The 26,152-nt window shown below is 57.8% G+C and carries 22 protein-coding genes; 5 read left to right on the top strand and 17 right to left on the bottom strand.

Annotated features, from left to right (window positions below):
• Nucleotides 1-664: 664 nt before the first annotated feature.
• Complete coding sequence (locus F6A13_RS04615; RefSeq protein WP_113527123.1) at nucleotides 665-1,459, bottom strand: sulfite exporter TauE/SafE family protein; 795 nt, start codon at nucleotides 1,457-1,459, stop codon at nucleotides 665-667.
• A 350-nt stretch (nucleotides 1,460-1,809) separates the two neighbouring features.
• A complete protein-coding gene (locus tag F6A13_RS04610) occupies nucleotides 1,810-4,143 on the bottom strand; it encodes a TonB-dependent receptor (RefSeq protein WP_126605123.1) in 2,334 nt (777 codons plus the stop codon).
• A gap of 275 nt (nucleotides 4,144-4,418) precedes the next feature.
• Between F6A13_RS04610 and F6A13_RS04605 the strand changes: the two genes are divergently transcribed.
• Both F6A13_RS04605 and F6A13_RS04600 read left to right on the top strand, forming a co-directional pair.
• The gene (locus tag F6A13_RS04605) at nucleotides 4,419-5,327 is read left to right on the top strand and encodes a LysR family transcriptional regulator (protein WP_126605122.1); all 909 of its coding nucleotides are present in this window, start codon (nucleotides 4,419-4,421) and stop codon (nucleotides 5,325-5,327) included.
• A gap of 197 nt (nucleotides 5,328-5,524) precedes the next feature.
• A complete protein-coding gene (locus F6A13_RS04600) occupies nucleotides 5,525-6,259 on the top strand; it encodes a M48 family metallopeptidase (protein WP_126605121.1) in 735 nt (244 codons plus the stop codon).
• Between the two features lie 147 nt (nucleotides 6,260-6,406).
• On the opposite strand, the gene F6A13_RS04590 is transcribed toward F6A13_RS04600, so the two are convergent.
• From F6A13_RS04590 to ligA, 3 genes are read right to left on the bottom strand one after another with little or no spacing between them, the layout of a single operon-like run.
• Nucleotides 6,407-7,057, bottom strand: coding sequence for a class I SAM-dependent methyltransferase (locus F6A13_RS04590; RefSeq protein WP_126605120.1), 651 nt, complete (start codon nucleotides 7,055-7,057; stop codon nucleotides 6,407-6,409).
• 16 nt (nucleotides 7,058-7,073) lie between these two features.
• Entirely contained in the window at nucleotides 7,074-7,589 is a 516-nt protein-coding gene (gene atpC, locus F6A13_RS04585; protein ID WP_012606638.1) for an ATP synthase F1 subunit epsilon, read from the bottom strand.
• 2 nt (nucleotides 7,590-7,591) lie between these two features.
• Nucleotides 7,592-9,607 (bottom strand): NAD-dependent DNA ligase LigA, encoded by a 2,016-nt coding sequence (gene ligA, locus F6A13_RS04580; protein ID WP_126605119.1) that lies wholly within the window; start codon nucleotides 9,605-9,607, stop codon nucleotides 7,592-7,594.
• A gap of 116 nt (nucleotides 9,608-9,723) precedes the next feature.
• On the opposite strand from ligA, the gene F6A13_RS04575 reads away from it, so the two are divergent.
• Nucleotides 9,724-10,416 (top strand): HAD family hydrolase, encoded by a 693-nt coding sequence (locus tag F6A13_RS04575; RefSeq protein WP_113527022.1) that lies wholly within the window; start codon nucleotides 9,724-9,726, stop codon nucleotides 10,414-10,416.
• Between the two features lie 5 nt (nucleotides 10,417-10,421).
• Here the strand turns inward: F6A13_RS04575 and F6A13_RS04570 are convergent, their stop codons facing one another.
• Together F6A13_RS04570 and smc are read right to left on the bottom strand one after the other, a co-directional pair.
• Nucleotides 10,422-11,390, bottom strand: a complete 969-nt coding sequence (locus F6A13_RS04570; RefSeq protein ID WP_126605118.1) for a protoglobin domain-containing protein — start codon at nucleotides 11,388-11,390, stop codon at nucleotides 10,422-10,424.
• A gap of 258 nt (nucleotides 11,391-11,648) precedes the next feature.
• Nucleotides 11,649-15,101, bottom strand: coding sequence for a chromosome segregation protein SMC (gene smc / locus F6A13_RS04565; RefSeq protein ID WP_151528112.1), 3,453 nt, complete (start codon nucleotides 15,099-15,101; stop codon nucleotides 11,649-11,651).
• A 60-nt stretch (nucleotides 15,102-15,161) separates the two neighbouring features.
• Between smc and queF the strand changes: the two genes are divergently transcribed.
• A complete protein-coding gene (gene queF, locus F6A13_RS04560) occupies nucleotides 15,162-15,587 on the top strand; it encodes a preQ(1) synthase (protein WP_126605116.1) in 426 nt (141 codons plus the stop codon).
• 88 nt (nucleotides 15,588-15,675) lie between these two features.
• Here queF and F6A13_RS04555 read toward each other — a convergent pair whose 3' ends face one another.
• Nucleotides 15,676-16,101: a universal stress protein gene (locus F6A13_RS04555; RefSeq protein ID WP_113527026.1), complete on the bottom strand. Its 426-nt coding sequence runs from the start codon at nucleotides 16,099-16,101 to the stop codon at nucleotides 15,676-15,678.
• 165 nt (nucleotides 16,102-16,266) lie between these two features.
• On the opposite strand from F6A13_RS04555, the gene F6A13_RS04550 reads away from it, so the two are divergent.
• Complete coding sequence (locus F6A13_RS04550; protein WP_126605115.1) at nucleotides 16,267-18,141, top strand: pyruvate kinase; 1,875 nt, start codon at nucleotides 16,267-16,269, stop codon at nucleotides 18,139-18,141.
• On the opposite strand, the gene pssA is transcribed toward F6A13_RS04550, so the two are convergent.
• The 9 genes from pssA to tadA all read right to left on the bottom strand — a co-directional run bounded on the left by pssA (nucleotide 18,117) and on the right by tadA (nucleotide 26,066).
• On the bottom strand, nucleotides 18,117-18,869 hold the full coding sequence (gene pssA, locus F6A13_RS04545; protein WP_012536330.1) for a CDP-diacylglycerol--serine O-phosphatidyltransferase: 753 nt from the start codon (nucleotides 18,867-18,869) through the stop codon (nucleotides 18,117-18,119). The genes F6A13_RS04550 and pssA overlap by 25 nt on opposite strands.
• Nucleotides 18,866-19,528, bottom strand: a complete 663-nt coding sequence (locus tag F6A13_RS04540; protein WP_113527028.1) for a phosphatidylserine decarboxylase — start codon at nucleotides 19,526-19,528, stop codon at nucleotides 18,866-18,868. Before F6A13_RS04540 ends, pssA begins: the two co-directional genes overlap by 4 nt.
• A 118-nt stretch (nucleotides 19,529-19,646) precedes the next feature.
• On the bottom strand, nucleotides 19,647-20,663 hold the full coding sequence (gene ilvC / locus F6A13_RS04535; RefSeq protein WP_113527029.1) for a ketol-acid reductoisomerase: 1,017 nt from the start codon (nucleotides 20,661-20,663) through the stop codon (nucleotides 19,647-19,649).
• Nucleotides 20,664-20,715: 52 nt separating this feature from the next.
• Entirely contained in the window at nucleotides 20,716-21,201 is a 486-nt protein-coding gene (gene ilvN / locus F6A13_RS04530; RefSeq protein WP_012606634.1) for an acetolactate synthase small subunit, read from the bottom strand.
• Nucleotides 21,202-21,203: 2 nt separating this feature from the next.
• A complete protein-coding gene (gene ilvB / locus F6A13_RS04525; protein WP_113527030.1) occupies nucleotides 21,204-22,949 on the bottom strand; it encodes a biosynthetic-type acetolactate synthase large subunit in 1,746 nt (581 codons plus the stop codon).
• A 128-nt stretch (nucleotides 22,950-23,077) separates the two neighbouring features.
• On the bottom strand, nucleotides 23,078-24,616 hold the full coding sequence (locus F6A13_RS04520; RefSeq protein WP_113527031.1) for an endonuclease MutS2: 1,539 nt from the start codon (nucleotides 24,614-24,616) through the stop codon (nucleotides 23,078-23,080).
• A 63-nt stretch (nucleotides 24,617-24,679) separates the two neighbouring features.
• Nucleotides 24,680-25,105 (bottom strand): hypothetical protein, encoded by a 426-nt coding sequence (locus tag F6A13_RS04515; protein ID WP_113527032.1) that lies wholly within the window; start codon nucleotides 25,103-25,105, stop codon nucleotides 24,680-24,682.
• Complete coding sequence (locus tag F6A13_RS04510) at nucleotides 25,105-25,536, bottom strand: secondary thiamine-phosphate synthase enzyme YjbQ (RefSeq protein ID WP_113527033.1); 432 nt, start codon at nucleotides 25,534-25,536, stop codon at nucleotides 25,105-25,107. The genes F6A13_RS04515 and F6A13_RS04510 overlap by 1 nt, the downstream gene beginning before the upstream one ends.
• The gene (tadA, locus tag F6A13_RS04505) at nucleotides 25,533-26,066 is read right to left on the bottom strand and encodes a tRNA adenosine(34) deaminase TadA (RefSeq protein WP_113527034.1); all 534 of its coding nucleotides are present in this window, start codon (nucleotides 26,064-26,066) and stop codon (nucleotides 25,533-25,535) included. The genes F6A13_RS04510 and tadA overlap by 4 nt, the downstream gene beginning before the upstream one ends.
• Nucleotides 26,067-26,152: the final 86 nt, after the last annotated feature.

The raw sequence follows: 26,152 nt of genomic DNA, 5'->3' as shown, positions 1-26,152 counted from the left end.
ATAGACTAAGCATAGAACATGCCATTTGCACCAATTGACTATATCACACGTACGATCATATAGTTACCGCACTAACACAAGTTGGCAACTTCTTTTTTGGTGCAGGAAATGCTGTACTGCACTACAATAGTGCAGGCTTCGCCTCCATCCAAAAAATTCTTTCATAATGATGATGGACATATTTTTGGATTCGGTAAAGTTCTTTTTTGGTGCGATACGTATTCAAAAAACGCAACGGTTTGCCGCTGTTAAAGACCTGTTGGGTTCACTATTGATCGCTCGTCAATCGCTTCCGGTCGGCCGTTACCGGTCGTGACAAACGTAAGCCACTCGGCGTACGCGGAGAAATGAGCGCATACCTAATCAGGGATAGGGGCAATCCATTGCGATTGACGTGTGACCGATGCCCCGGGATTGTTTCCAACTAAACAGTATTGCTGCTAGGGACGCAAGTACCTTGAACCAGCTGGGGAGTTTGGCGTACAGTTCGTGACGGAGTCATACACCATCTGCTTGTAGACGGATTTCTCCGCATTAGTCAGCATGTTTAAGGTAACCCGTAAGTTCTTCCTGGTCGACTTTAGTGGCCACCAGGTTACCAGATCACAATTCAGGTGGTAGGGAAGGCTACTTCCGGCTGATGGGCAAATCATATATGCCATAGTTATATGAAATTCAGGAGTATATTAAACGCAAGGCAGAGGAGGAGTAAAGCGAATATACGTTTGAGTCGGCGCACGGGAAGACGATATGATAAATGAACGCCAAACGGCGCGAATAGCACTGCAGTACTTGCTATTCCTAGCATAGCTGGCAAGGAAACATAACCAAAACTGGCCGACGGCAACCCGGGCCGTTGAAATCCGGATGCAATGAAACCAATGGTGCCAAAGATCGCCAGTCCAAACCCCAAAGTCGTTGATGTAGCTATGGCCCGACGCAAATCCACATTACACCAATTGAAGAATGGAACCGTGAGCGTGCCACCGCCAATCCCCAACATTGCGGAGAGCGCGCCAATACCCGTACCGATGCCCAAAAGGGCTAAGGGGCTTGGCAGGGTACGATGAGGTGCCGGTCGCCATTCAAAAAACATTTGCACCGCCGCCGCCACTAAAAATACGCCAAATATTGCTTTCAATGCCAGCCCGGGAATCAGCCCTGCCAGATAACCGCTGATGAGGCTTCCAAGAATGGTCGCCGGAGCAAGCTTTCTGACCAGATTCCAGTCAATTGCTTTTCGCCTGTGCTGAGCATATATTGCCGACATTGAGGTAAATATAATTGTTGCCAGGGACGTTCCGATTGCCATATGCGCTGCTATGCCTTCGGGTATGGCGAGAACACCAAAGATAAAAATCAGGATAGGGACCAGGACGATCCCGCCGCCAACTCCTAGCATTCCTGAAATTATGCCCGCGATCGCCCCAGAAAACGCATAAAGCCAGACGATGTTCATGCTCGTACCCATAGTTATTTAACTTCCTAAAGTACATCGCGCTATCCCAGGAAGATGATGGCACCTGGCGGACCATGAGCGATAGCAGCATGGCTGGAGCTAGCTAGATCAGCGTGCCCGACGACACACGAACAGGGTAAAATTCCACAATCCCATCCCATAAAGGGGCACACCGATCACGGGCGTCGCTGCCAAGGCGGGATCCCAACACCCAGATCACGAAGGGCATACCGGGATGCATGCACCGATCCCGGTCGGGGACTGGCGCTACCCAGAAGGTTTCCAGATGGTGAATCTCCAACGCGGCGCCGCTATTCACGGGATCAGCCATAGACCGGTGGTGGCATGGTTTAAAATACTAATTTCACCGTCCCAAAGAAGGAGCGCGGCATCATCGGCTCCGCTTCTAAATAATTGCCGGGCTGATTGATATAAGGAAACTGCTTTTCCAGCACCGAGGCTTCGGAGTTCAGGAGATTCACCCCGCTCAAGCTGAACGTCACATTTTTAAACCCGTACTGATGTATTCGAAAGGTATGCGCAAGGTTGAAGTTCATGGTCGCATAGGCGGGCATACTGATAGAAGTTGGTGCACCCGTACTGGCCTCAATATATTGCGGGCCGACCAGATTGCCGTACAATCGGGCGCGCGTACCCATGTAATGCCCTTCTATCCCCACACCCGCAAGATAAGTCGGGGTATTGGCCCGCGGCTCTCCAATGCTGGTGGCAACTCCATAAGCGCTTGACGAGTTTGAGGTGTAATGTGCCGACTGAAGTGAGTAGTTACCATAAATCGATATATAATTATCTAATGCGTAAGCAGTGGCAATGTTTATACCTTGATACGATGAAGAACCGATATTGTACTCATAAGTCAACCCTGTTGTTGTATCATAGTAAGAGCTGAACGTATGTGTGAAGTCTGAGCGATAGAAAGAAATACTCGCATCAAGGCCATCATGCTTGTAAGCCGCCCCAAACTGGTAGGTGTTGACTTGCTCCGGTTTTATCGTCACTGGCGTCGATGGCGATGTCGATGTAGCATTGCTGTCAGCCGCATAGAATGCGGTGATATTCGGATACTTGTAGCCAACCGCATAGTTGGCATACAGAGTTACCGCTTTTATCGGCTTATACTGGATACCAGCGTATGGACTCACCTCACTGTAAGAGCGGCCACTGCTCGCACCTACGGTGTAGTAGTACCCCGGCACATCATTGATATGCGTGCTCACCGTCTCATATTTCAGACCAGGGGTAATCGCCAAAGAGTGCGCCAGCTTGATTTTTGCTTGCGCATAGAGCTTACCGTACAGACGCCATGCGTGCTCATCCCAGAGGTTATTGTAACCAGCCACTTCGGGAACATTCGGGGTTCCGTAAACATAGTCCCGCGAATGATACAGAGAGAACGCGCCTAATCCTCCGGCTTTTAAGTCCACATAATGACTGAGCCACTCGACAGAAGGATTAAACCCGAAAGTATTTGTGGTATAGCTGTAACTGTGATAATTATCCCCGTTAATTGTTTGCGCCTGACATGCCGCAGAATTATTACCTGCAAAATCATTTCCAGAATACTGACAGACAGTTTGTGCCGGATTGAGATAAAAAGTAACAAAGCTGTTATAAGGCATATTGACACTGGGATTCACATACTCCAAACGATTGGAGTTGGTAAAGGCATAAAATCCCTTGAAACCAAAAACGGCGTGAGATGAGATAAGCGTTTTATTTTGCACAATAGCCATCATATGTTCCGCCGTGCCATTCGCATAAGTGACGGACAGCGGCCACTGGTAATAGGGTCCATATTGCTGCAACAGCGCAACCGGCATTCGCGCCGCGGTCGCGCCCTTGTTTTTGTTCAGCAAAAATATGACTGACCACTTGGAGGTCGGCGATATCTGCGGTAAATCATAGGCCGCATAGTAGGAATATTCGCGATCAGGGCTGTGGTCCAGGTAGCCTGCAGTCTGGCGCGAAGAGAATCTCAACAGGAGGTTGCCATAACCAGGGTTTGCGCCGGTATTGATCTCGGCACCATAGCTGCGTGTGTCGAAAGAACCATAACCGGCAAATACTGACTCGTAACGTTTTGCCGACGGAATCTTTGGCAGATAATCAATATTCCCACCAATAGCGCCGACAGCGTTGATATCTGGCGATGGTGTGCCATAGGTCACCCGGATGCCGGAGGTTTCGCCCAGCGTAACCGGGATGAGATTCGTCAAATCCGCATAATTGTTATTACCTCCGGATAAACCGCCATTGAACAAATCAGCTATGGGCAAATTATCAAAGGTGTAGCCTACTTGTGTCTGAGAGAAACCACGTACAGAAATATGGGTCTTGACGCCAATGGGGTTCGTGCTGGTGGCATTGACCCCAGGCACAAAACTCAGAATGGTCGAGGCATTCTGCGTAGACTCCTGGCCCTCCAAAAACTTTTGGGGGATGAGTGCAGTTTCTGCACCATAGACTGGTTTGACCTGGGTAAGCGCCGCCTTCTCGACGATTCTCAACAAATTCTTAGAAACCGACTTAATTTTATATACTTTTTTGGCCGGAGGCGATGTAGGGGTGGCCACTTCTGCATAGACCGGTAGAAGTGAGCTGCCCAGTAGTCCTGTTGCTACCAATAGGCTCTGCCTTAAAGGGTGTTTATTTGATTTCTTCATTGTAGACTCCAGAGGTTATACTGCTTACCAGATACGCAATATCCATACCATGCCGATCTACCAGTATATTTATACGATACGTAAGGTATCCTTTCTCTATCCGCACCATAATGGTGCATACCGATATTCTCTGCCCAAAAACGATGCACCAGCTATCGCCTTATGATTCTGTGCATCTTGTCTGTTAAGACATACTGACCATATACAATGTATGATTAAAGTGTTATTTTGTTGTGAATGCGTTACATAAAACGCAACGCTTTGAGGGGTTGGCCATGAAACACCTGCGCTTGTTTAACTACATTGACATGATTGTCAGGGAAGGCTCGGTTCGCCGCGCTGCCGAAAAGCTGCATATCACGGCATCGGCACTGGATCGCCGCGTTCAGGATCTGGAAGAAGAACTGGGTACTGGCATTTTCGAGCGGCACCCGCGCGGGATGCGTCTCTCGGCCGCAGGCGAAGTTTTTCTGGGTTATATACGCCAGCACCTTTCCGACATGCAGCGCCTACGCTCAGAAATTGATAGCCTCAAGGGACTTCGCCGCGGCCATGTTGCCCTCGCCGTCAGCCCCGCATTGGCGGCCGATTTCATCCCACGAATTATTAATACATTCAGAGAGCAGTATCCTGGGGTTTCCTTCTCGGTGACCGTAGCGAAACATAGCGATGCGATTCGTGCGTTGTTAGCATTTGAAGCCGATCTGGTGGTCATCGTGGCACCGCCCAGACACCCAGACGTCATCGACCTTGCTATATCCGAGCAGCCTCTGGTAGCGGCGATGGATCGCGCACACCCTCTTGCCAGTCAAGGTACACTTCGCTTGAGTGATTGCATCCAGTATCCTTTGGTGTTGCCGACACCGGGGCTTACCTCACGCGAAATGCTGGAGTCCGTGCTCCACGGTCGACGATCAGAAACTCATATCGCCGCCGAGAGCAACTCCTATGAGGTGATGCGTGGCCTGCTGTACGGCACGCAAAATATTGGCTTTGTCATTTCAACGGGGATACCCAAAAATCGCATTAACGAAAATATCGTGTATCGACCGTTTTCTGCCGTGGACATACGCCCCGTACCATTAGTATGTGCGCAACTCAAAAACCGAGGGATTTCGGTCTCTGCCGCCCGTTTTTCCAATTACCTAGCCGAGGAGCTAAATAATATGAATATCATGGAATAATATGGTGCTAGTGTAGCGTTGAATTCTGTTTGCTGCTTAAATGGCCGTTAGCACGTTGGTATGGTGATGGGGGATGTAGCCCTCAATCACCAGGATGAGTTCAGGCACACTAGGTGAACACGCCACGACATGACTACTGATCTTCGGGGGTGGTATTCATACCTACAGATTCAATATCGCCTTGGTCAAGGAACAGCGTGATTCCTGAGGCCTACACGCTGGAAGTCAGCGACCTGACCGTGCAGGTGGTCCGGAAACGAATCAAAAATCTGCATCTGGGGGTGTATCCGCCGGAGGGCAGAGTCCGGGTAACGGCGCCTTGGCATCTCAGTGAAGAAGCCATCCGTGCCGCCGTACTGATTCGCTTGCAGTGGATTAAAAAACATCAGCAGAACTTCGCCCAGCAGGACCGGCTCTCGCCCCGGGAGTATGTCTCCGGAGAAAGCCATTATTATCTGGGCAGATGTTACCGGTTGCGGGTATATCCTACGACGCAGGCCGCCCATGTCGCCTGCCAGCAGGCCCATTACCTGGATCTCCATGTGCGGGAAGGGGCGAGCCGCGACCACAAGGCACGGGTTATCGAAGCCTGGCACCGGCAGACGCTGAAAGAGCGCATCCCGGCGCTCATTGCCCATTATGAGCCCATCATGGGTGTCAGAGTCGCTGAGTGGGGTATCAAGCGCATGCGAACCCGTTGGGGCACCTGCAATATCCGGGCACGCCGAATCTGGCTGAATCTGGAACTGGTGCATTACGACGAGGAATGCCTGGAATACCTGGTAGTCCACGAAATGGCGCACCTGCTGGAGCGCCTGCACAATGACCGCTTCAAGCGCATTCTGGATCAGGTAATGCCGGATTGGCGGGCCGTGCGGGCGGTTCTGAAAAAAGGCGTACCGTTGACAACCCCTGAACCATTGGGCGGCTGAAATGACGCATAAGGAAAATGCCGCTGACAAATGGGGATCTTGCGCCCGATACGATCGGTCAGATAGCCGGTCCTGGGTTGTGAGAGCCCCCAGACGGCCCCGTAGACGCCGGCGATCCAATCGATGGCCACCATTCCCATGGCGTGGCTATTCCGCCTCCCCCGAAATGACTACCAGGCCGCCCCAGGGCAGCGTGTGGGGCAGCAGATGTTCCAGCGTTCGCGCCATCCCGTCCCCGGCAGGAAGAAATATGGCGGAATGCACCGCCAGTCGGCGTACCGGCAAACCGGAGAAAAAGTCGAGCAACTCGTTGGGACGATGCCAGTGCGCCCCATGGTAGGCCCCGCTCCCGCCGCCCTGCCCTTTCTGTCGATAAAGCAGGCTTGCCCGGTTGAGCCAGCCGATGACGAAACGCCGGCGCGCCACCCGCACGATCTCGGCCACGGCCCGCCGCTCATCTTCCACAAAACACAGTGCCGCAACCGAAACCACCTGGTCGAAACTGCGGTCGGGAAAAGACAGTGCGCGAGCATCTCCGGCTATCCAGCGGATCTCAGGGGGGCCCTTGGCGCGGGCGAAGGCAAGCCAGTCCGGGTTGGGATCCAGGCCAGTGACGAGGAGGCCCTCTTCGGCAAAGCGGCGGGTGAACCAGCCGGTACCACACCCCACGTCCAGAAGTGTGTTCCCCGGCTGCGTCTGCAGGAGCCTGGAAAGCAGGCGGAACTCCGCCATGCCGATCCAGCGCCCGCGAGGGGTATCATACCAGGCGTCATAGGCGGCGGCGTCCATCGGCCCCATACCCGGCCCGGAGCCGTCAATCCTCCAGTTCCTGCACGTTCACCTTCGGCACATTCTGCAAAGCCGGGCGCTCCCAATGATAATTGCCCGTACCGCCACCCCGTTGCTCCTGTATCTGGTAGCGCTGGTACGCATGCAATTTTGCCACTTCCCGCTGCAATTCCAGTTCGGCGCGGGCAAAATCCATCGCCGGAACCGCACGTTTCGCCAGCGTACTTTGTGCGTCCTTGATGCGTTCCCTGCTTTCGTGAATATCGATATCCGCAATCCGCAGGCTGGCATCGGCGAGGATGGTTACGATATCGGGTTGAATCTCCAGCATTCCACCCTCCAGAAAAAGAATCTGCGTCTGGCCGTCTGGCTGGGTAATGCGTAACTCGCCGGGCCGCAGCCCGGACAGCAGGGGCGCATGCCCCGGCAGAATACCGATCTCACCCAGTTCCGCCGGTACCGCCACAAAACGCGCCATACCGGTGTAGACTTCTCCATGGACATCGACAACATTCAAGCGGAATGTTCTGTTCTGCTGCATGGTCATTCCTTTTCTGAAAACATCGCCAAAAATTGCGCCTCGGTAAGCTGTTTCACACCCAGCTTTGTGGCTTTTTCGGCCTTACTGCCTGGGTCCTTGCCGACTACCACATAGCTTGTTTTGGCCGACACGGAACTGCTGACTTTCCCGCCCGCATTTTCTATGGCGATTTTGGCCTCTTCCCGGGTCATGCTGTCCAGGGTTCCAGTGAGCACAAGGGTCATACCCTGAAAACGCCCGCCTTTTTGCGGCTGGACCACAGCCCACTGTACTCCCGCGGTGCGCAGGGCAGCAATGACGTCGCGGTTATGGGGCTGGGCGAAAAAATGGGCAACGGATTCCGCCACGATAGGCCCTACATCGGGAATGTTCTGCAAAAGCTCCGGCGTTGCGGCCATCAGGGGGTCCAGATCCCCGAAATAGATGGCCAGGGATTTGGCCGTACCCTCCCCAACCTGACGGATACCCAGGGCGTAGAGAAAACGGGGCAAGGCGGTATGGCGGGAGCGATCGATTTCGGCGAGGAGCTTTTGCGCCGAACGGCTGGCCATGCGCTCCAAGCCGCACAGAGCCGCTTCATCCAGATGGTAGATATCGGCCACGGTGTGCACCAGACCATGCCCGACCAGTTGCTGTACGAGCTTTTCGCCCAGCCCCCGGATGTCCATGGCCCGACGCGACGCAAAGTGCCGGATGGCGCCCATCCGCTGTGCCGGACAATATAGCCCGCCCATGCAACGATGCGCCGATTCATTGGCCAGGCGCAAGACCTCCGAGTCGCAGACCGGACAACGCTGCGGCATGTGCCAGGGTGGTGTCGCAGGCGGCCGTTCCTCCTTGATCACCATGACCACTTCCGGGATTACGTCGCCGGCGCGGCGTACCAGCACCGTGTCGCCCACGCGAATATCTTTACGATCCACTTCATCCTGATTATGCAAACTGGCGCGGCTCACGGTCACGCCGCCCACCTGCACGGACTTCAAGACAGCCACAGGAGTAATCACGCCCGTGCGCCCTACGGAAGCCAGGATATCTTCGACCACGGTACGCTCTTCGTGCGCCGGAAATTTATAGGCAATGGCCCAACGCGGTGCGCGGGCGGTGAAGCCCAACTGTTCCCGGGCGGGCAGATCGTCAACTTTGAACACGAGGCCGTCTATTTCAAAAGGCATGCCTTCGCGTATTTTCTGCATCTCGCTGAAATAGCGTTGGCATTCCGTAAGTTCGTGAACACCGCGCAGGTAGGAGGTCACCTCGAAGCCCCAGGCGGAAAGGCGTTCCATAACCGCGATGTGGCTTGTCCCCAGTGGCACGCTGCTTTCTCCCCATCCCCAGGGGAAGTATGCGAGGGGGCGCTTTGCCGTTACCCTGGAATCCAGTTGTCGCAGACTGCCTGCCGCCGCATTGCGGGGGTTGGCGAAGGGGTTATCCCCGGCGCGCAGGCGCTCGCCATTCAGACGCCGGAAAGCGGCCACGGGGATGACCACTTCTCCACGGACTTCCAGCAGTTCCGGCCAATCCTTGCCGGTCAGTTGCAGGGGGACGTTGCGAATGGTGCGGACGTTGGCGGTGACATCTTCACCGGTCTGGCCATCTCCGCGGGTACCAGCCTGTACCAGCTTACCGCCGATGTAACGAATGTTGACCGAGAGGCCATCAAACTTGGGTTCAGCACTGAGCGGAACATCCTCGCGGCCGAGCCCCTTCTGCACGCGCGCCAGCCAGTCGCCAAAACCGTCTTGATCGAAAACATTGTCGAGAGAGGTCAGGGGTATGGCATAATGCACTTCCCCAAAGACCTCCACCGGAGCCGCCCCGACCCTACGGGTCGGAGAGTCGGCGCTTTGCCATTGGGGGTTACGGTCTTCCAGGGAGCGCAGTTCGCGCAGGCGCGCATCGTACTCGGCATCACTCAGGGTCGGCGAATCTTCCCGATAGTAGGCGTTATTGGCCGCCACCAATTCCGCACGCAATTGCTGAATACGCTCGAAGTCAGTATGGTTGACCCGCTCCACCGCCGGCTCCTTCTGTAAAAAACTGGAAATATTTGCTGCGCCAGCATATCGCAAATACACTTTCTGGTATAATTCGCGAGTATTCGCTACGGCCCCCTCGACTGGACGAAGAACCCATGGCCCTCACCCTTTTTGATCTCGACAACACCCTGCTTTCCGGCGACTCCGACCATGCCTGGATGGAGTTTCTCGCCAGTCGCGGCATTGTCGATACAGAGCGCTTCCACCGCATGAATGATCAGTTCTATGCAGAATACCTGGCGGGCGAATTGGATATTCACGCCTTCCTGGAGTTTCAGTTGGCCCCTCTGGCGGCGCATCCCCGAGCGCTGCTCGATGCCTGGCACCGGGAATATCTGCAGGAGCGGGTGCTGCCCATGATCTCCGACCAAGCCCGCGCCCTGATCGAGGATCATCGCCGGCAGGGCGACACCCTGGTCATCATCACTGCGACCAATCGCTTTGTGACGGCACCCATCGCCCGGGAACTGGGCATCGCCCACCTGCTGGCGACAGAGGCTGAGGAAACGGCCTCCGGAGACTTTACCGGCCGCAGTATCGGCCTTCCCTGTTTCCAGGCCGGCAAGGTGCAACGTCTGCGCGACTGGCTGGAGACACAGGGCCTGGACTGGAATCAAAGCATCGGGGACAGCAGCTTTTACAGCGACTCATATAACGATCTGCCCCTGCTCGAATATGTCACCCGGCCAGTAGCCGTGGATCCTGATCCGCGTCTGCGCACCTTGGCCGAAGAGCGGGGCTGGCCGATTCTCTCTCTGCGTCCGGCGTCTGCGAAGTTGGCTTTGTGAACCTGTCAGGTGATACGCCTGGCCATTACAGCCTCCAACGCCGAACCAACTTTTTGGGAAATGGTAGACCAGTACATAATGTTCTGCTCGCCATGCATGGCACCTGGGTACTTAAAAAATATCATCAAATAACCTTCAACGTGCCCACCCGCCCCCTGACACGGCCAGACCCCGATTGACCGGATGCCGGCGGATAAACACCGACGCATATCATGCCCCTCCAATAATGGACAATTCTCTACATTTTGAATATATACAGGATTCCTGTCCTCCCAAACAGAGGTAACAATTTTTAACAATTCCAGACGCATTCTTCTTGTATGGCGATCAACTCCTGGGGTTATCCCTAGGCGGTAAAATACATCCACAACCTCACCATCGACATTACCGATTACAACTCCTTCAACAAACTGAATCTGCATTATTTTTCTTGCCATATTACGTGCGCAAGAATTAACGTCTGCGGCAGGACCGATACATTCTGAATCAACACCAAGTCCATCTATAGCATTTATATAATACAACTCATAATCCTTGTATCCATCTATTTGAGATTTGATATCAAATGCGAGACGCATGGTTACCAATTGATAGAACATAGAAAAATCACGTCTCTCTATAGAATTCAACAAGTACTTCAAATAGTGCTCGCTTGCCTTCTTTAAAACGATCTGATCAACGCCTATGGATGCATGCCTATATCCCGCTGACCGCGATAAAAGAGCCTGATCCGTCATTGCGGTGCCAGGCGACAACAACAGCAAAAGATGCTGAACCTGTTTACGTTTGAGAAAATAAAAATCATCTTCCGAGAGTATGGATATGATGCTTTGCGCTTCGGGAATATCATTTAAAGAACGATAAAACGACTCGACAGCATCGTTCGCTTGTTCAGAGATTATGGCCTGCATACGGGACAACAACTCTATAGCCCGATTATTATATGCAGCATATGGTAGCAAATCCGTATCCATATCACGCTCCATACTGTGGCAGTATATGTATATCATGCCAACATATAAATAAGATATCGTTCGCCCATGTGAAACACGAAACACCTTGATCTGCCGTACCTGCTCCACGCCGCGAACCGGAACATCTACATCGAGATACGGTAAATTTTGCGCTCGACATTTTTGCTTGGCGTCCGGGGAACATAGAAGCGATACTATAACATGTTGATATGGCGTTGTACTAATATCCGGAAACATCGATTCCAGCCGGAATCCGCACTAGGGCGCAGTTCCCTCACGGGAGGCTGTCTGCGCCAGGGTATCCGCCACATCCACCCGTACGACGCGGGAGACACCCGGTTCGGTCATGGTAACACCCACCAGTTGCTCTGCGACCTGCATGGTCAGGCTGCGGTGGGTCACAATCAAAAACTGGGTCTGCGCCGCCATTTTCTGCACCAGATGACAGAATCGCCCCACATTTGCGTCGTCCAGTGGCGCATCCACTTCATCCAATATGCAGAAGGGCGCGGGGTTCAGGTGGAACAGCGCAAACACCAGCGCGATGGCGGTGAGGGCCTTTTCGCCACCGGAAAGCTGCTGCAGAGTGGCGTTACGCTTGCCCGGAGGCTGGGCGCGCAGCACCAGTCCCGCGTCCAGCACATCCTCGCCCACCAGACTGAGTTGCGCCTGTCCGCCGCCAAAAAGAACGGCAAAGAGTTCCTGCAAGGCCTGATTGACCTTATCCAGGGTGTCTCGAAAGCGAACCGTCGTCTCCAGATCCATGGCCGCCATAGCCTCCGCCAGGCCGTGCAGAGCAGATTCCACATCTTCCACCTGAGCCTGCAGGTTATCGCGGCGCCCTTCCAGTTCCCGCAACTCGTCTTCCGCGGCTAGATTCACGTTGCCGAGGCTGGCGATGGCCGCGCCGATTCGGGTAAGACTCTCTTCGCAGCGTGTCGCATCCGGGCAAGGCCCCGGATCGTCGCCTAAATCCTGCGCAAGCACTGCGGCACGCTGCTGCAGTTCATCCAGACGCGCCTGTAGGCCCGCGAGTTGCTGATCGACGGCAGCCTCGGACTTCTGCAAGGCGCGCAACCCATTGTCCAGGGCATGGAGATGGCTTTCCTGTTCGCGAATCTGCTGCTCTGCAGTCTGTGCCGCTGACTGCAAGGCCTCCAGATGCACACTACGATCCGCCCGCAATGCTCCCACCGCATCTCGTGCCTCGAGCATTTCCGGAAGGGCAGCCTGTAGCCGAAGCAGTTCCCCTTCATTCTCGGCGACAGTGGCAGCAAGCTGGTCCCACTGCTGTTGCAGGTCTTTGGCGCGGGCGATGGCGGCTTCCGATTCGGCCTGCAGGCGCTGCTGCCGGAGTTCCAGCGCCTGATATTCCCCCCGCACGCGTCCATGAATTCCGCGCAGTTCGTCCACCCGGCGACGCAACGTATCCGTCATCCGTCGAGAGTCCAGCACCGCCTGCTCGAGGTCCTGCCATCCGCGGTCGTCAGCCGCCAGTTCCTGACGAAGTCCATACAAACGAGTTTCCAAGGCGTTGCGTTCGACGTCGAGGCGCTGGGACTCGGCCGCCCTTTCCGCACGCTGCCGTTCTTCTGTCTCTACCCGGCTGCGCAGACGAACCAGAGACTCCCGCTCCCGGGCGCTTTGCCGGCCCATCTCCTGCCAGCGGGCATCTGCCCTTCTGACCTGCTCCTGCAGGGTGCGCGCCTGTTGTTCCGCCGCGATCAACGCGGCATGGGCGGCGGCTGCATCCGCCTGCGCCCGCTGGAAACACTCCCCATTTTCCGCCAATTCACGGCGGCACTGGAGCAGGCTGGCGCCGTCTTCATGCTCCGGATACGCGACCCCGGAACGATGCACCAGCACCCCCTGCGGCGTAATCCAGGCCTCTCCCGCCCGTAGCTGGTGACGTTGATCAAGGGCGGAGGCCAAGTCCGGCGCCATGCGCAGCCCCCACAGCCAGTCACTCAATCCCAAAGTTAAAGTCTCAGGCATTTCCAAGACCTGCAGCAACGCATCCGGCGGCAGATCGACCGGCATGACCGTGCTCACCCACAACATGCTGCCCTGGGTGACCATGTTGTTGCCCTCCATCACCAGAGCGTTCAGGCGATCGCCCAAGACCTCCTCCAGCGCACGCTCCCAGCGGGGCTGCACGCGCATCTGGTCCACCAGCCGCGAGCCAGCGGGGTCATTTCGCGCCTGCGGTTTTTGCAGCCGCTGCAGCAGGCCCTCCAGCGCCTTCTGCCGGGCACCATATTCCTGCGCCTTGGCCAGAGTGTCATCGCGGGCATTTCGCAAAACGACGATCCGGGTCTGGAGGGTTTCCAGCGCTTCCCGATGTGTCCGAAGGTCCGATGCGGCTTCCGCCAACACGGTTTCTGCGGCATCGCAAAGCGCTGCCAGGGCTTCCATGGCGGCGCGTTCCGAGGGTATGTTCGCGGACTGCTGCTGCAGGCGGCGTTCGATATCCTCCAGGCGAGGCTCCAGTTCGCGGATTTGCGCCGTCGTCACATCCCGTTTGCGACGCATTTCGGCCAGAGCCTGTTGTTGGTTCTGACGTTCCTCATCCTGTTTTTCGAGTTCCCGCTCCGCTTCCCGCCGCAGGCGTCGGGCACTGTCCTCCTCGCCGCTCAGTGCCTGCCGTCGCGCAGCCAAATCCTGCAAACGCCGCTGCCGCTGGTTTTCGTCTTCCGCCTGGCATGTCTGCTCAGACCGGACTTTCTGCTGCTGTGCCTGGCCCTGGTCCAGACTGGTCTGCACGCGCTGAAGGGCAGCTTGGTGCTCTCGCAGCTGATGTTCCATATCGCTCTGCTGGGCTTGCACCGCATACAGTTCGCCCTGCGCCGCGGCGATGTTTTCCTGCATGCGCCGGTCCTCCGCACGGAGTTGGTCCAGGGACTGGGTCACCGCGTCAAGAAGGTGCTCCTCCCTTCGGTATTTCGCCTGCAGCCGGGAGCGCTGCTCCAGGCTCTGCCGACGCTCTGCTTCCAGGGCATCCACGCGCAGGGTCAGACCCCACCACTGCCATTGACGCTCCTCCATCCGCAGGGCGCGCAACCTTTGCGCAGACTCGGCCTGCCGCTGCAGGCGCTGCCACTGGCCGTCCATCTCGCCGTGGATATCATACAAGCGCTGAAGGTGCTCCCGCGTTTCGGCGATGCGTTGTGTGGTCTCCCGCCGACGCTCCTTATATCGGCTGATGCCCCCCGCCTCTTCGAGAATGGCGCGCAGATCGTCCGGCCGCGCATCGACGATGCGCCCGACGGTCCCCTGCTCAACGATGGCGTAGGCATTGCCGCCGAGTCCCGTACCGAGAAACAGATCCCCCACATCGCGTCGCCGGCAGCGGGCGCCGTTGATCCGGTAATGGCCATCGCCCTTGCGGTCCAGACTGCGCCGGACGCTGATTTCAGCCGCTCCGGCAAAGGCACCCGGTGCCGCCCCGTCACTGTTATCGAAGCGCAGTTCGACTGTCGCCACCGATGCGGCCGGCCGACTGCCGCCGCCATTGGAGATCACGTCACTGAGGGAGCCACCGCGCAGTTGGCGTGCCGAGGATTCACCGAGTACCCAGCGCACCGCATCAACGGTATTGGATTTGCCGCAGCCATTGGGGCCGATGATCACCACCGGATTGGCGTCGAACTGGATGCGCGTACTTTCGCGAAAAGATTTAAAGCCCTGAAGGATGATGGCCGAGAGGCGCATGAAAGGGTGTTTTGCTATAGTGTGCCGAATGGATGAAGCACCGATGATGAGGAGTTGCGAATGCCCAGTCAACCCAGCAGGGAATTAGAGCGTTTCCCCAATCCCCACCCCGAGCGGGACTATGTGGTACACATGGATCTGCCCGAATTTACCTGCCTCTGCCCGCTAACGGGACAACCCGACTTTGCGCATTTCATGCTGGATTTTATCCCGGATCAGCACAATGTCGAACTGAAATCCCTCAAGCTCTACCTCTGGAGCTTCCGCGACGAGGGCGCCTTTCACGAAGCGATGACCAACCGTATCGCCGACGATCTGATCTGCTTGATCAACCCGCGCTATCTGCGCCTGCTGGGACGCTGGTATGTGCGCGGCGGCATCACCACCGATGTGCTCATCGAACATCGTCAGCCCGGCTGGCAGAATCCCGACATACTCAGTCAATTACCAACCGTGCGCTGGGCACAACACCAGCCGGGTCACTGACGCGCCGCCCATGCGCTGCCCGCTGTCCCAATAAATGCCGCCAACGGAAAAAACCCTTCCTACCGGACTACCGCCGCGCAGGGCTTCGCTATCGCGACAAAAGCACCGGCGTCCTGGCGCGCTGACAAACCCCCTCCGCAACACTCCCGAGCAAAAAATGGTTCAGGCCGCGTCGGCCATGACTGCCGATGATAACCAGGTCGGCCGGCCAGGCGTTACTTTCATCGATGATCAATTCGCTGATATGACGCCCGCCCACATCCGACTGCAGCAGTTTGGTGTGGGCCACCACGCCCGACTGGAGCGCCTGGTCCTGTACCGCCTTGAGGATGCCTTCGCCGGCAGCCACCAGAAAGTCGATGGACTCAGGCGTTGCGAAATACATGGCGTAGACATCGACGACATGCACGACCAGCAACTGGGCCCGCTGCTCCCGCGCCAGTCCAATGGCGGTCGCCACTGCGGCTGCGGAGGCATCGCTCCCGTCTGCCGCCAGTAATATCTGGTTAAACATCTGCCAAACCTCCCTTCTCCTTCGGCCCCCACGGGTTCACGATCAACCGCGATCACTGGCACCCGCCAGGTAGGACTGCCCCCCTATGGAGGGTTCAGCATATCCTCTTTCCAGACGAAGCCATACTGTCATCATACTGCAATATTCATCGGATATACTTCGGCTATGACGCAGCGGCCGAAACGCTTGAACAAGGCATGGCAGGACCTTCGGGAAGCCCTTGAAGGGCTTCGCACGCGGATTGTCCAGAGTGAAGCGGCCCAACTTCCTCTTTTGGAGCAGCAGGACCCCAGCCTGCCGTGGCATCCCGGCATCCGTAACATGCTGCACTACCTGGCTCTGCGCAGCGTCGATTTGCGCCCCCTGCAGGGGGCCCTGTCAGACGCTGGACTCTCTTCCCTCGGCCGCGCCGAAAGTCACGTGCTCGACAGCGTGCAGTGTACCCTGCAGATATTGTATGCTGCCCTGCAAATGCCACCCGCCGATTTCAGCGACGCCACGGCCATCACTCGGGAGCAGGGTCAGCGGGCTCTTACGGACAACACCCTGGCCCTACTCGGCAGTCCGCCGCACCAGCGCAGCACCCACATCATGGTGACCCTGTCCGGCGATCGCGCCGACGATGCCGATTTTTTCCGCAGACTCTTCACTGCCGGCATGAACATCGCGCGGATCAACTGCGCCCATGATAGCCCAGGCATATGGCGGAGGCTCGCTGAACAGGTTCGTACCGCGAGTCGGGATACGGGCCAGCCCTGCCGAATTCTCGCCGACCTCGCCGGGCATAAGATCCGCACCGGCCCCCTTCCCGATGCACCGGGAGTGATCCATCTGCGTCCCGAACGGGACCGCCTCGGCCGTCTGCTGGAACCGGCGCGCATGACCGCGATGGCCTGCCATCAGGCGTCATCCTCGCTGCCCTCGGGAGTGGACTGCCTGCTCCTCCTGGTATCCGGCAGCGCGATGCCCCAGCAGGGCGAAGACCTGCTCTGCCACGACGCCCGCGGCAAGGAGCGTGTGCTGGTGGTGGAACGGGTTGAAAACGAGGTGATCACGCTGCAAGCCACGCAAGGCTGTTATTTCACTGCCGGGAACCGTTGCCAGAGCCGGCGCCGCCGCCATGTGCAGGGATACTTCGCCGGCATTCCCCAAAGCGTCGTCCCCCTGCATCTGGAAATCGGCGATTCGCTCCTGCTGCAAAGTCAGGGCGGACCCGGCGGACCCGCCCTGAACGGGCGGCCGGCCAGGATTTCCTGCACCGTCCCCGAGGTCATTCCCCAGTTGCCCATCGGTCAGCAGGTGTGGGTGGACGATGGCAAGATCGCCGCCGTAGTCTTGGAACAGACCTCCGAAGGAGCGCTACTGCGCATCACCAAAACCAAACCAGGAGGCGCCCGCCTGCTGCCGGACCGGGGTCTCAATTTTCCCGGCCTCGCCCTGGAACTTCCGGCTCTTAGCGCCAAAGACCTGGACGATCTGGGCACGATTATTCCCCTGGCGGATCTCGTCGGTTTTTCTTTTGTGGAGAACGCCGGGAACATGCGCAGCATGCTGGAGGCCCTGCGTCAGCGGCAAGGCGAACACTTGGGTGTCATCGCGAAAATAGAAACGGCCAGCGCCTTTCACCACTTGCCGGAGATCCTGCTTGCCGCGCTCGGGCGCCAACCGATGGGCGTAATGATCGCGCGCGGTGATCTGGCTGTCGAAGTGGGTCCGGAACGGCTGGCAGAAGTCCAGGAAGAGATACTCTGGCTGGCGGAGGCGGCACATCTGCCCGTCATCTGGGCCACTCAGGTGTTGGAACAACTCACCAAAAAAGGCGTCATCTCCCGGCCCGAATTCACTGACGCGGCCATGGGGGTACGCGCCGAGTGCGTGATGCTCAACAAAGGCCCGTACGCCGTGGAGGCGGTGCATACCCTGAACGACATTCTCACCCGTATGCAGGCACACCAACACAAAAAATTCAGCCAGTTACGTGCCCTGCACTGGGGCGCGACGGAAGAACCGCCGGATCAGTGGCCGGAACCACCGCGCTGACGCTGAATACGGCGGCTGCGAATTTGCCACAGGGTCTGCAACAGACCTATCGCTACATAGGAAATCACGGCGATAAACAGGACCAGCGGCGGATGCACGGCCACCAGGGCGACCGCCAGCACCACCAGAATCGCCAACGCAAAGGGCACCCGCCCGTGCAGGTCGAAATCCTTGAAACTGCGGAAGCGAACATTGCTGACCATCAGCAAACCCAGCGCGTAGACCAGTCCCAGCGCCAGATATTCGCTGATCTGCGTCAGCCAGGGGTATCCCTCCCCTACCGCCACCCAAACCAGACTGGCCAGCACGGCCGCTGCCGTAGGTATGGGCAAACCCTGGAAGTAGCGCTTGGATGCGCTATGTATCTGGGTATTGAAGCGAGCCAGGCGCAGGGCGCCACAGGCCGTATAAACAAAGGCCCCCAGCCAGCCAAAATTGCCGAAATCCCGCAGCCCCCACAGAAAAACCAGAATGGCCGGTGCCATACCAAAAGCGATCACATCCGCCAATGAATCATATTCCGCGCCGAATGCGCTTTCCGTATGGGTCATCCGTGCCACACGCCCGTCCAGCCCATCGAGCATCATCGCGATGAAGATGACCATGGCCGCCACTCGGTAGTGGCCATTGATGGAAGCGATGATGGAGTAGAAACCCGCAAAAAGGCTGGCCGTGGTAAAGAGATTGGGCAGGACATAAACGCCACGGCGCGGATATCTGGGATTCATGCCTGCCGCACACCCAAGGTCGCAATACACTGGGCGCCGGAACGCACCCGCTCCCCTATGGCCACCAAAGGCTGGGCACCCAGCGGCAAGTAGGTGTCCACCCGCGAACCGAAGCGGATAAAGCCGAAGCGCTGCCCCGACACCACTGCCGCATCGGCACCGATATAACAGACGATACGTCGTGCGACCAGGCCTGCCACCTGCACGACGGTCACATCGCTGCCGTCGCCCGTCCTGACCCAGAGGGCGTTGCGTTCATTCTCCAGAGATGCCTTGTCAAGGGCAGCATTGAAGAACTTACCGGGGAAATACCAGACTTTCTGCACCTGTCCGCTGACCGGCATGCGATTGACGTGCACATCGAACACGTTCATAAAAATGCTGATCTTGAGCGCGGGACGGGAAAGATAGGGGTCTTCGACCTGCTCGATGGCGATTACCTTGCCGTCTGCCGGACACAGCACTGATCGCTCCGACAAAGTGGGCAACGGTCGCCGCGGGTCGCGGAAAAACTGAAGACTGAAGAGAAAAAGCAGATAGAAGGGCAATGCCCACCAACTGTTGGTGAGCACCTGGAGCACGATGGCCACACCCAGAAAGAGTGCGATAAAAGGCCAACCCTCGCGCGCCAGCAACGGATATGGATAGTCTGTTTTCATGCGCGGAGCGTATCAGGAGCCGGGCAACGATAAAAGGGCGGAATCACCACAGGCAAATTGCGTTTTTGCCCACAGCTATTTCACCCCGTGCAGATCGCCGCCGATCCTGGTTGCGAACTCAGTTACGCGAGCGGTCCACGATCCGGCTCTGACCAATCCAGGTCATCATGGAACGCAACTTGCTGCCCACCACCTCGATGGGATGCTCGGCACCTATCCGGCGCATGGCCTGCATGGTCGGCCTACCAGACTGATTCTCCAGGATAAATTCCCTGGCGAACTGGCCATTCTGAATTTCTGTGAGAATCTTCTTCATTTCCGCCTTGGTATCCGCATTGACGACGCGCGGGCCGCGGGTCAGGTCGCCGTATTCGGCGGTGTTGGAAATGGAGTAGCGCATGTTGCTGATGCCGCCTTCGTACATGAGGTCGACAATCAGTTTCAACTCATGCATACACTCGAAGTAGGCCATTTCCGGCGCATAGCCGGCTTCCACCAGCGTTTCAAAACCCGCCTGCACCAGCGCCGTGGCACCACCGCAAAGCACCGCCTGTTCGCCAAAGAGGTCAGTTTCGGTCTCTTCCCGGAAACTGGTCTCGATCACGCCGGCACGGGTGCCGCCGTTGGCCTTGGCGTAAGACAGGGCGATATTGGTGGCATTGCCGCTGGCATCCTGATGCACCGCGATCAGACTGGGTACACCGCCGCCCTGGGTGTAGGTGGAACGCACCAGATGCCCCGGACCCTTGGGCGCCACCAGGAAGCAGTCCAGATCGGCACGAGGATGAATCTGGCCAAAATGGATGTTGAAGCCGTGGGCGAATACCAGTGCCGCGCCCTGCCGGATATTCGGTGCGATCTCATCGCGGTACAGTGCGCCCTGGCCTTCATCGGGGGTCAGGATCATCACCACATCGGCTGCGGCCACGGCTGCAGCCACTTCCTTGACTTCCAGCCCCGCCTTGCTGGCCTTCTCCCAGGAGGAAGAGTCCTTGCGCAGGCCGACCACTACGCTCACGCCGGAATCCTTGAGATTCAACGCATGGGCATGGCCCTGGGAACCATAGCCGATGATAGCCACTTTTTTCTTCTGGATCAGGGCGAGATCGGCATCGTTATCGTAAAAAACCTTCATGTTGAGCCTCTTAAATATCGGTTAAGGGATGATAAACGGATTTGTTCCGATCCTATATGGCCTTGGCACCGCGACTGATGGCACTGGCCCCGCTGCGCACCACCTCGATGACCATGCCGGGATCAAGAGACTGAATAAAGGCGTCCAGCTTCTCGCCGGTACCAGTCAGCTCCATGGTATAGGAACGATCCGTCACGTCGATGATGCGCCCCCGGAAAATATCCGACAGCCTTTTGACTTCCTCGCGATCCGGCCCCATGGCATGGACCTTGACGAGCATCAACTCACGCTCGATATGCGGTCCTTCGGTCAGGTCATGGACGCGGACCACTTCCACCAGCTTGTTCAACTGCTTGAGGACCTGTTCCATGATCTCGTCGGAGCCGCGGGTAGCCACGGTCATCCGCGAGATACTCGGGTCATGGGTCGGCGCGACCGTCATCGCCTCGATGTTATAGCCACGCGCCGAGAACAGCCCCGCCACCCGCGACAGGGCCCCCGCCTCGTTTTCCAGTAAAATGGAAATGATATGGCGCATGGTTATACCAGAATCATTTCGGAGAGGGCTGCACCCGCAGGCACCATGGGGTAGACGTTCTCGGTCGGGTCCACCTGGAAGTCCATGAACACCATCCGGTCTTTCAGACGCAGTGCCTCGCGGATCACCGGTTCCACATCGGCAGGCGTGTGGGCGCGCAGACCGACGTGCCCATAGGCTTCGGCCAACTTGACGAAATCCGGTAAGGCATCCACATAACTCATCGCATAACGGTTCTCATAGAAGAACTCCTGCCACTGGCGCACCATCCCCAGATAATGATTGTTGAGACACGCCACCTTGACGGGCAAACGATGTTGTAGACAGGTGGACAACTCCTGAATATTCATCTGGATACTGCCGTCACCCGTAATGCAGACCACCGTCGAATCCGGCTCGGCAACCTGTGCGCCCATGGCCGCCGGAAGCCCGAAGCCCATGGTGCCCAGCCCGCCACTGTTGACCCAGCGCCGTGGCCGGTCAAAACCATAAAACTGTGCCGCCCACATCTGGTGCTGCCCCACATCCGAGGTGATGATGGCGTTACCTTCCGTCAGTTCAAAGAGTTTCTGCACCACAAACTGCGGTTTGATGACGCGATCATCCTGGTTATAGTGCAGACAGTCACGCCCCCTCCACTCCTCGATCTGTGCCCACCAGGCCTGCATGGCTTGGGGGTCGTTGCGTTGATCGTTCTCCTCCAGCATATGATTCATCTCCAGCAGCACCTGCTGCAAATCGCCGACGACGGGCACATCCACCCGTACATTCTTGGAGATGGAGGAAGGGTCGACATCCACATGTACAATCCGTGCGTGCGGCGCGAATTTGGCGAGGTTACCCGTGACACGGTCATCAAAACGCGCACCCAGGGCCACCAGCACATCGCAATGCTGCACCGCCATGTTGGCCTCATAGGTGCCATGCATGCCCAGCATCCCGAGGAACTGGCGATCTGACGCCGGATAAGCGCCCAACCCCATGAGGGTATGGGTAATGGGTGCGCCCAGGGTACGGACCAGCTTGCGAAGCGCCTCAGAGGCGTTACCAAGGATAATGCCACCGCCGGTATAGAACATCGGCCGCTGCGCGCTGGTAATGGTCTGCAACGCCTTACGCACCTGCCCCGAGTGACCTTTCACCGTCGGTTTGTAGGAACGCAGAGTGATTTTTTCGGGATAGTGATAGGCGGCCTTATGGCTGGTGACATCTTTGGGGATGTCCACCAGCACTGGCCCAGGTCGTCCCGTCGCCGCCAGATAAAACGCGGTCTTCAGGGTGCTCGCCAGATCACGAACGTCCTTCACCAAAAAATTATGCTTGGTGCAGGGCCGCGTGATACCCACCGTATCCACTTCCTGGAAGGCGTCATTACCGATGAGCGCAACGGGCACCTGCCCGGTGATCACCACCAGGGGCACGGAATCCATATACGCCGTGGCAATGCCGGTAACCGCATTGGTGGCACCCGGGCCGCTGGTGACCAGCACCACGCCAACCTTGCCGGTCACCCGGGAATACGCATCCGCCGCATGTACCGCCGCCTGCTCGTGGCGCACCAGAACATGCTTGACGGCATCTTCCTGGGCCAGTTTGTCATAGATATACAGCACGGCGCCGCCCGGATAGCCGAAAACATATTCCACGCCTTCGTCACGCAAGGCACGGACCACAATCTCCGCTCCCGTCAGCTCTTCTGTCTGCTGTCCGGGACCGGGGCGTTCCTGCGTGGTCGTCGGGGACGTCATCGTCATACTCCTCTGGGAACAAAGTGTCAGCAAAAGCTAGACATTTTTTGCGGTGAGGTCAAATAAAAAAGCCTTTACACCCTCGGCTTGCCAGTTATGGCATCATAGCCCGTCGTCAGTGCTTTGTTTTACCGGTGGTGCAGAGACTCCAGATAAGCGCGTGCCTTGCTGACCAACGCCTCAGGTAGCCCGCGCCGAGCCGCGATGGCCAGCCCCATGGAAGACCCCGGCACGCCGATCTGCAGATCATAGGTGGGCTCCAGGCGCTCCTGATCAAAGCGCATGGAGGCGTTACGCAGACAAGAGTGGCCATCGGCAAAGGCCTTGAGTGGCGTGAGATGGGTCGTCACCATTCCGCGCACTCCGCGTCCCGCCAGGTCGTCGAGCACCGCCATCGCCAGTGCGGCCCCCTCCTCCGGGTCCGTACCAGTGCCCAGTTCGTCGAGCAGGATAAGGGTATGGTCATTCGCATCCGCCAGCAGTCTCTTGAGAACTTCTACATGGCCGGAATAAGTAGACAACGCAAAAGCGACGCTCTGCGGATCGCCCATATCCACAAAAATGCGGGTGAAATTTCCGACCACAGCGCGCCCGCTTACCGGAACGTGCAAACCGCAGTGGGCCATCACCGTGAGCAATCCGACCGTCTTCAGCGAAACGCTCTTGCCGCCCGTATTGGGTCCGGTCACCACCAGAATCGGACACTCCGCATCGATATGCACCGATAGCGGCCGGGGCTGGGGGCCACGCTTCTCCGCATAGGCGAGGATCAGTTGTGGATGATAAGCCCCTTCCAGCACCAGCACCGGCTCATCCACCATCTCCGCCGCTTTGCCATGGAGATGGATGGACAGTTGCGCGCCGGCGATGGCGAGATCCAGCCAGGTGAGTGACTCCACCAAGTGCTGCAGGCCGCTCAGACGGTCACGTGCCGCGTCACTAAGGGCACGGAGGATAGCCTGGTTTTCCTGCTCGATATGGCCGGCGAGCTTCTCCAGCCGGTTGTTGCCCGCCACCATCTCCATCGGCTCTATCAGGATACCATGCCCGCCCGGACCTGTGCCGCGCCGCACACCACGAATATTGTCCGCCGCCCCATCGGGCAAATGCACGCAAGCACGTTGACCGGCCCAGTGGATCTTCGCTCCCGCTACCCGCAGGTGCCCCTGCAGGGTTTTCTGAATCTGTTCGCGCTCCGTCCTCAGTTCACCATGCAGTCGGCGCAGCGCCTCATTACCATCCTCGCGTACGTTGCCGTTGGGCAGGAGTACGGCGTCCATCCGGGGCAACAGGTCCGCCGCCGCATCCAGGCGCTCGGGTCCGGCAGGCAGAAGCGCCGGCCGGTTTTCCACATAAGGCCGCAACTGCACGCCGACGCGCAACAACAGTGCGAGCTTGCGAAAGGCGGTGCCGGCCAGCGCCGCCCCGGGCGAGGCCACCTGGCGGATGGCAGCCCGTACATCCGGCAGCTCCGGGAGGACTGGGCCTTCACCGGATTCCAGGCCCAGGCGGGCGGCGGTGATGGCCGCCTGCAACTGGCGAGCGGCCGTCAGCGTTGGGGCGGGGGCAATATTGCGCGCGGCTTCGGCCCCGAAAGGCGTTGCGCAGAGCCTTTCGAGCAGCCGGCGGATACCCTCGAATTCCAGGGGCTTGAGGTCAGCTTCCATGTGTACTCCTGGCGATTGGTTGACAAAAAGGGGGCAAAAGGCGGGGCGGCAATGCCAACCCGCTCAGTCCTGAAAAATCTCCCGCCACCAGCGCTTGCGTCCTTCGGGCACCACGAACTCCCCCAAAGGCTCGGGAGGAACCCGGGAGAGTATCCAGCCGGCCGGAACCACTTTGCCGCTGCTGCCACAGGACGCACCCAGATTGTTGGGATCATAAATCTTGACCAGTTGCGGATGTTCAAAATCATCCACATAGACGATGCCGAGATATCTTTCTTTGTGGTCGTGATGCAACAATATATCGATCGCACCCAGCGCCTTGCAGAAGGTCACCGCGTCCAGCGGCGCCTGCGGAAAATCCACCCCGACGAAATACACATACCATCCGCCATCCGCCTGTTCCACCAGCGTTTTCTGAAATGTATCCCAGCGCGCCCAGTCCCGGATGCCGCGTAGCATGCCATTGTATAATTTCATGAACTCAGACATTACACCTCCTTTACAACACCCTGGAAGCTGACCAGCACCCGGCGGCTGACTGGTCGCACCCGGTGTTCAAACAGAAAAACCCCCTGCCAGACCCCCAGCCCCGCCCGCCCCTCCCGCACCGGAATGATCAGACTATTCTGGGTCAGCGCGCTGCGCAGATGTGCCGACATATCATCCGGCCCTTCATTGCGATGACGAAAGCCGGGATCACCATCCGGGACCATGCGTGCAAAATAATCAAGGATATCCCTTTGCACATCCGGATCAGCGTTTTCCTGCAACAACAGACTGGCCGACGTGTGGGGGACGAAGAGGTTCACCCACCCCTCTCCAGCACACACCTCCTCCAACCACTCCTGCAATTTCGGGGTGAGATCGTAGAGTCCGCGACCACCATTGTCCATCTGCCATACACTACTGTGCTGCTTCATTCCTCTTCCCCCCGCTCCTCAGCCCCGGCAATGCCTGCAATCCCGGATCGCTTGCCACGGCGCCGCGCCTGGAAAAAATCCCTCAGCAGAGTTGCGGATGGCTCCGCCAACAAGCCACCCTGCGCCATGACGCGGTGATTAAAGCGGTCATCTTTCAACAGTTGGTAGAGACTTTCCACTGCACCGGCTTTGGGGTCTGGCGCGCCATAGACGAGACGCGCGACCCGCGCGTGCAGCAGCGCCCCCACACACATCACACACGGCTCCAGAGTGACGTAGAGGGTGGTGCCGGTCAACCGATAGTTTTGCCGGGACCGTGCCGCCTGGCGCAGTACGCGCATTTCCGCGTGGGCGCTGGGGTCGTGGTCCCGCACCGGCGTATTGTGCGCGGCCGCCAGCAGATGCCCGCCGACATCCACCAGGACGGCGCCCACGGGCACCTCACCCTGCCCTGCCGCACGCGCTGCATAGTCCAGCGCCAGCGCCATCCACGCGGCATCCCGGGAATCGGAGTCTTCGTCCGTTACCATCATGAAACTCCTCAGATCACGTCACTGAAGACCGGACGGCCACGCAGCACCGCCGGTGTTTGGGTGCATGGTAACAATTTCCGCCG

Source organism: Acidithiobacillus sp. 'AMD consortium', assembly GCF_008926505.1.
Classification (GTDB): Bacteria; Pseudomonadota; Gammaproteobacteria; order Acidithiobacillales; family Acidithiobacillaceae; genus Acidithiobacillus; species Acidithiobacillus ferridurans.
The sequence above is the reverse complement of the archived record's forward strand: the minus strand, read 5'-3'. Positions and strand labels throughout refer to the sequence as shown.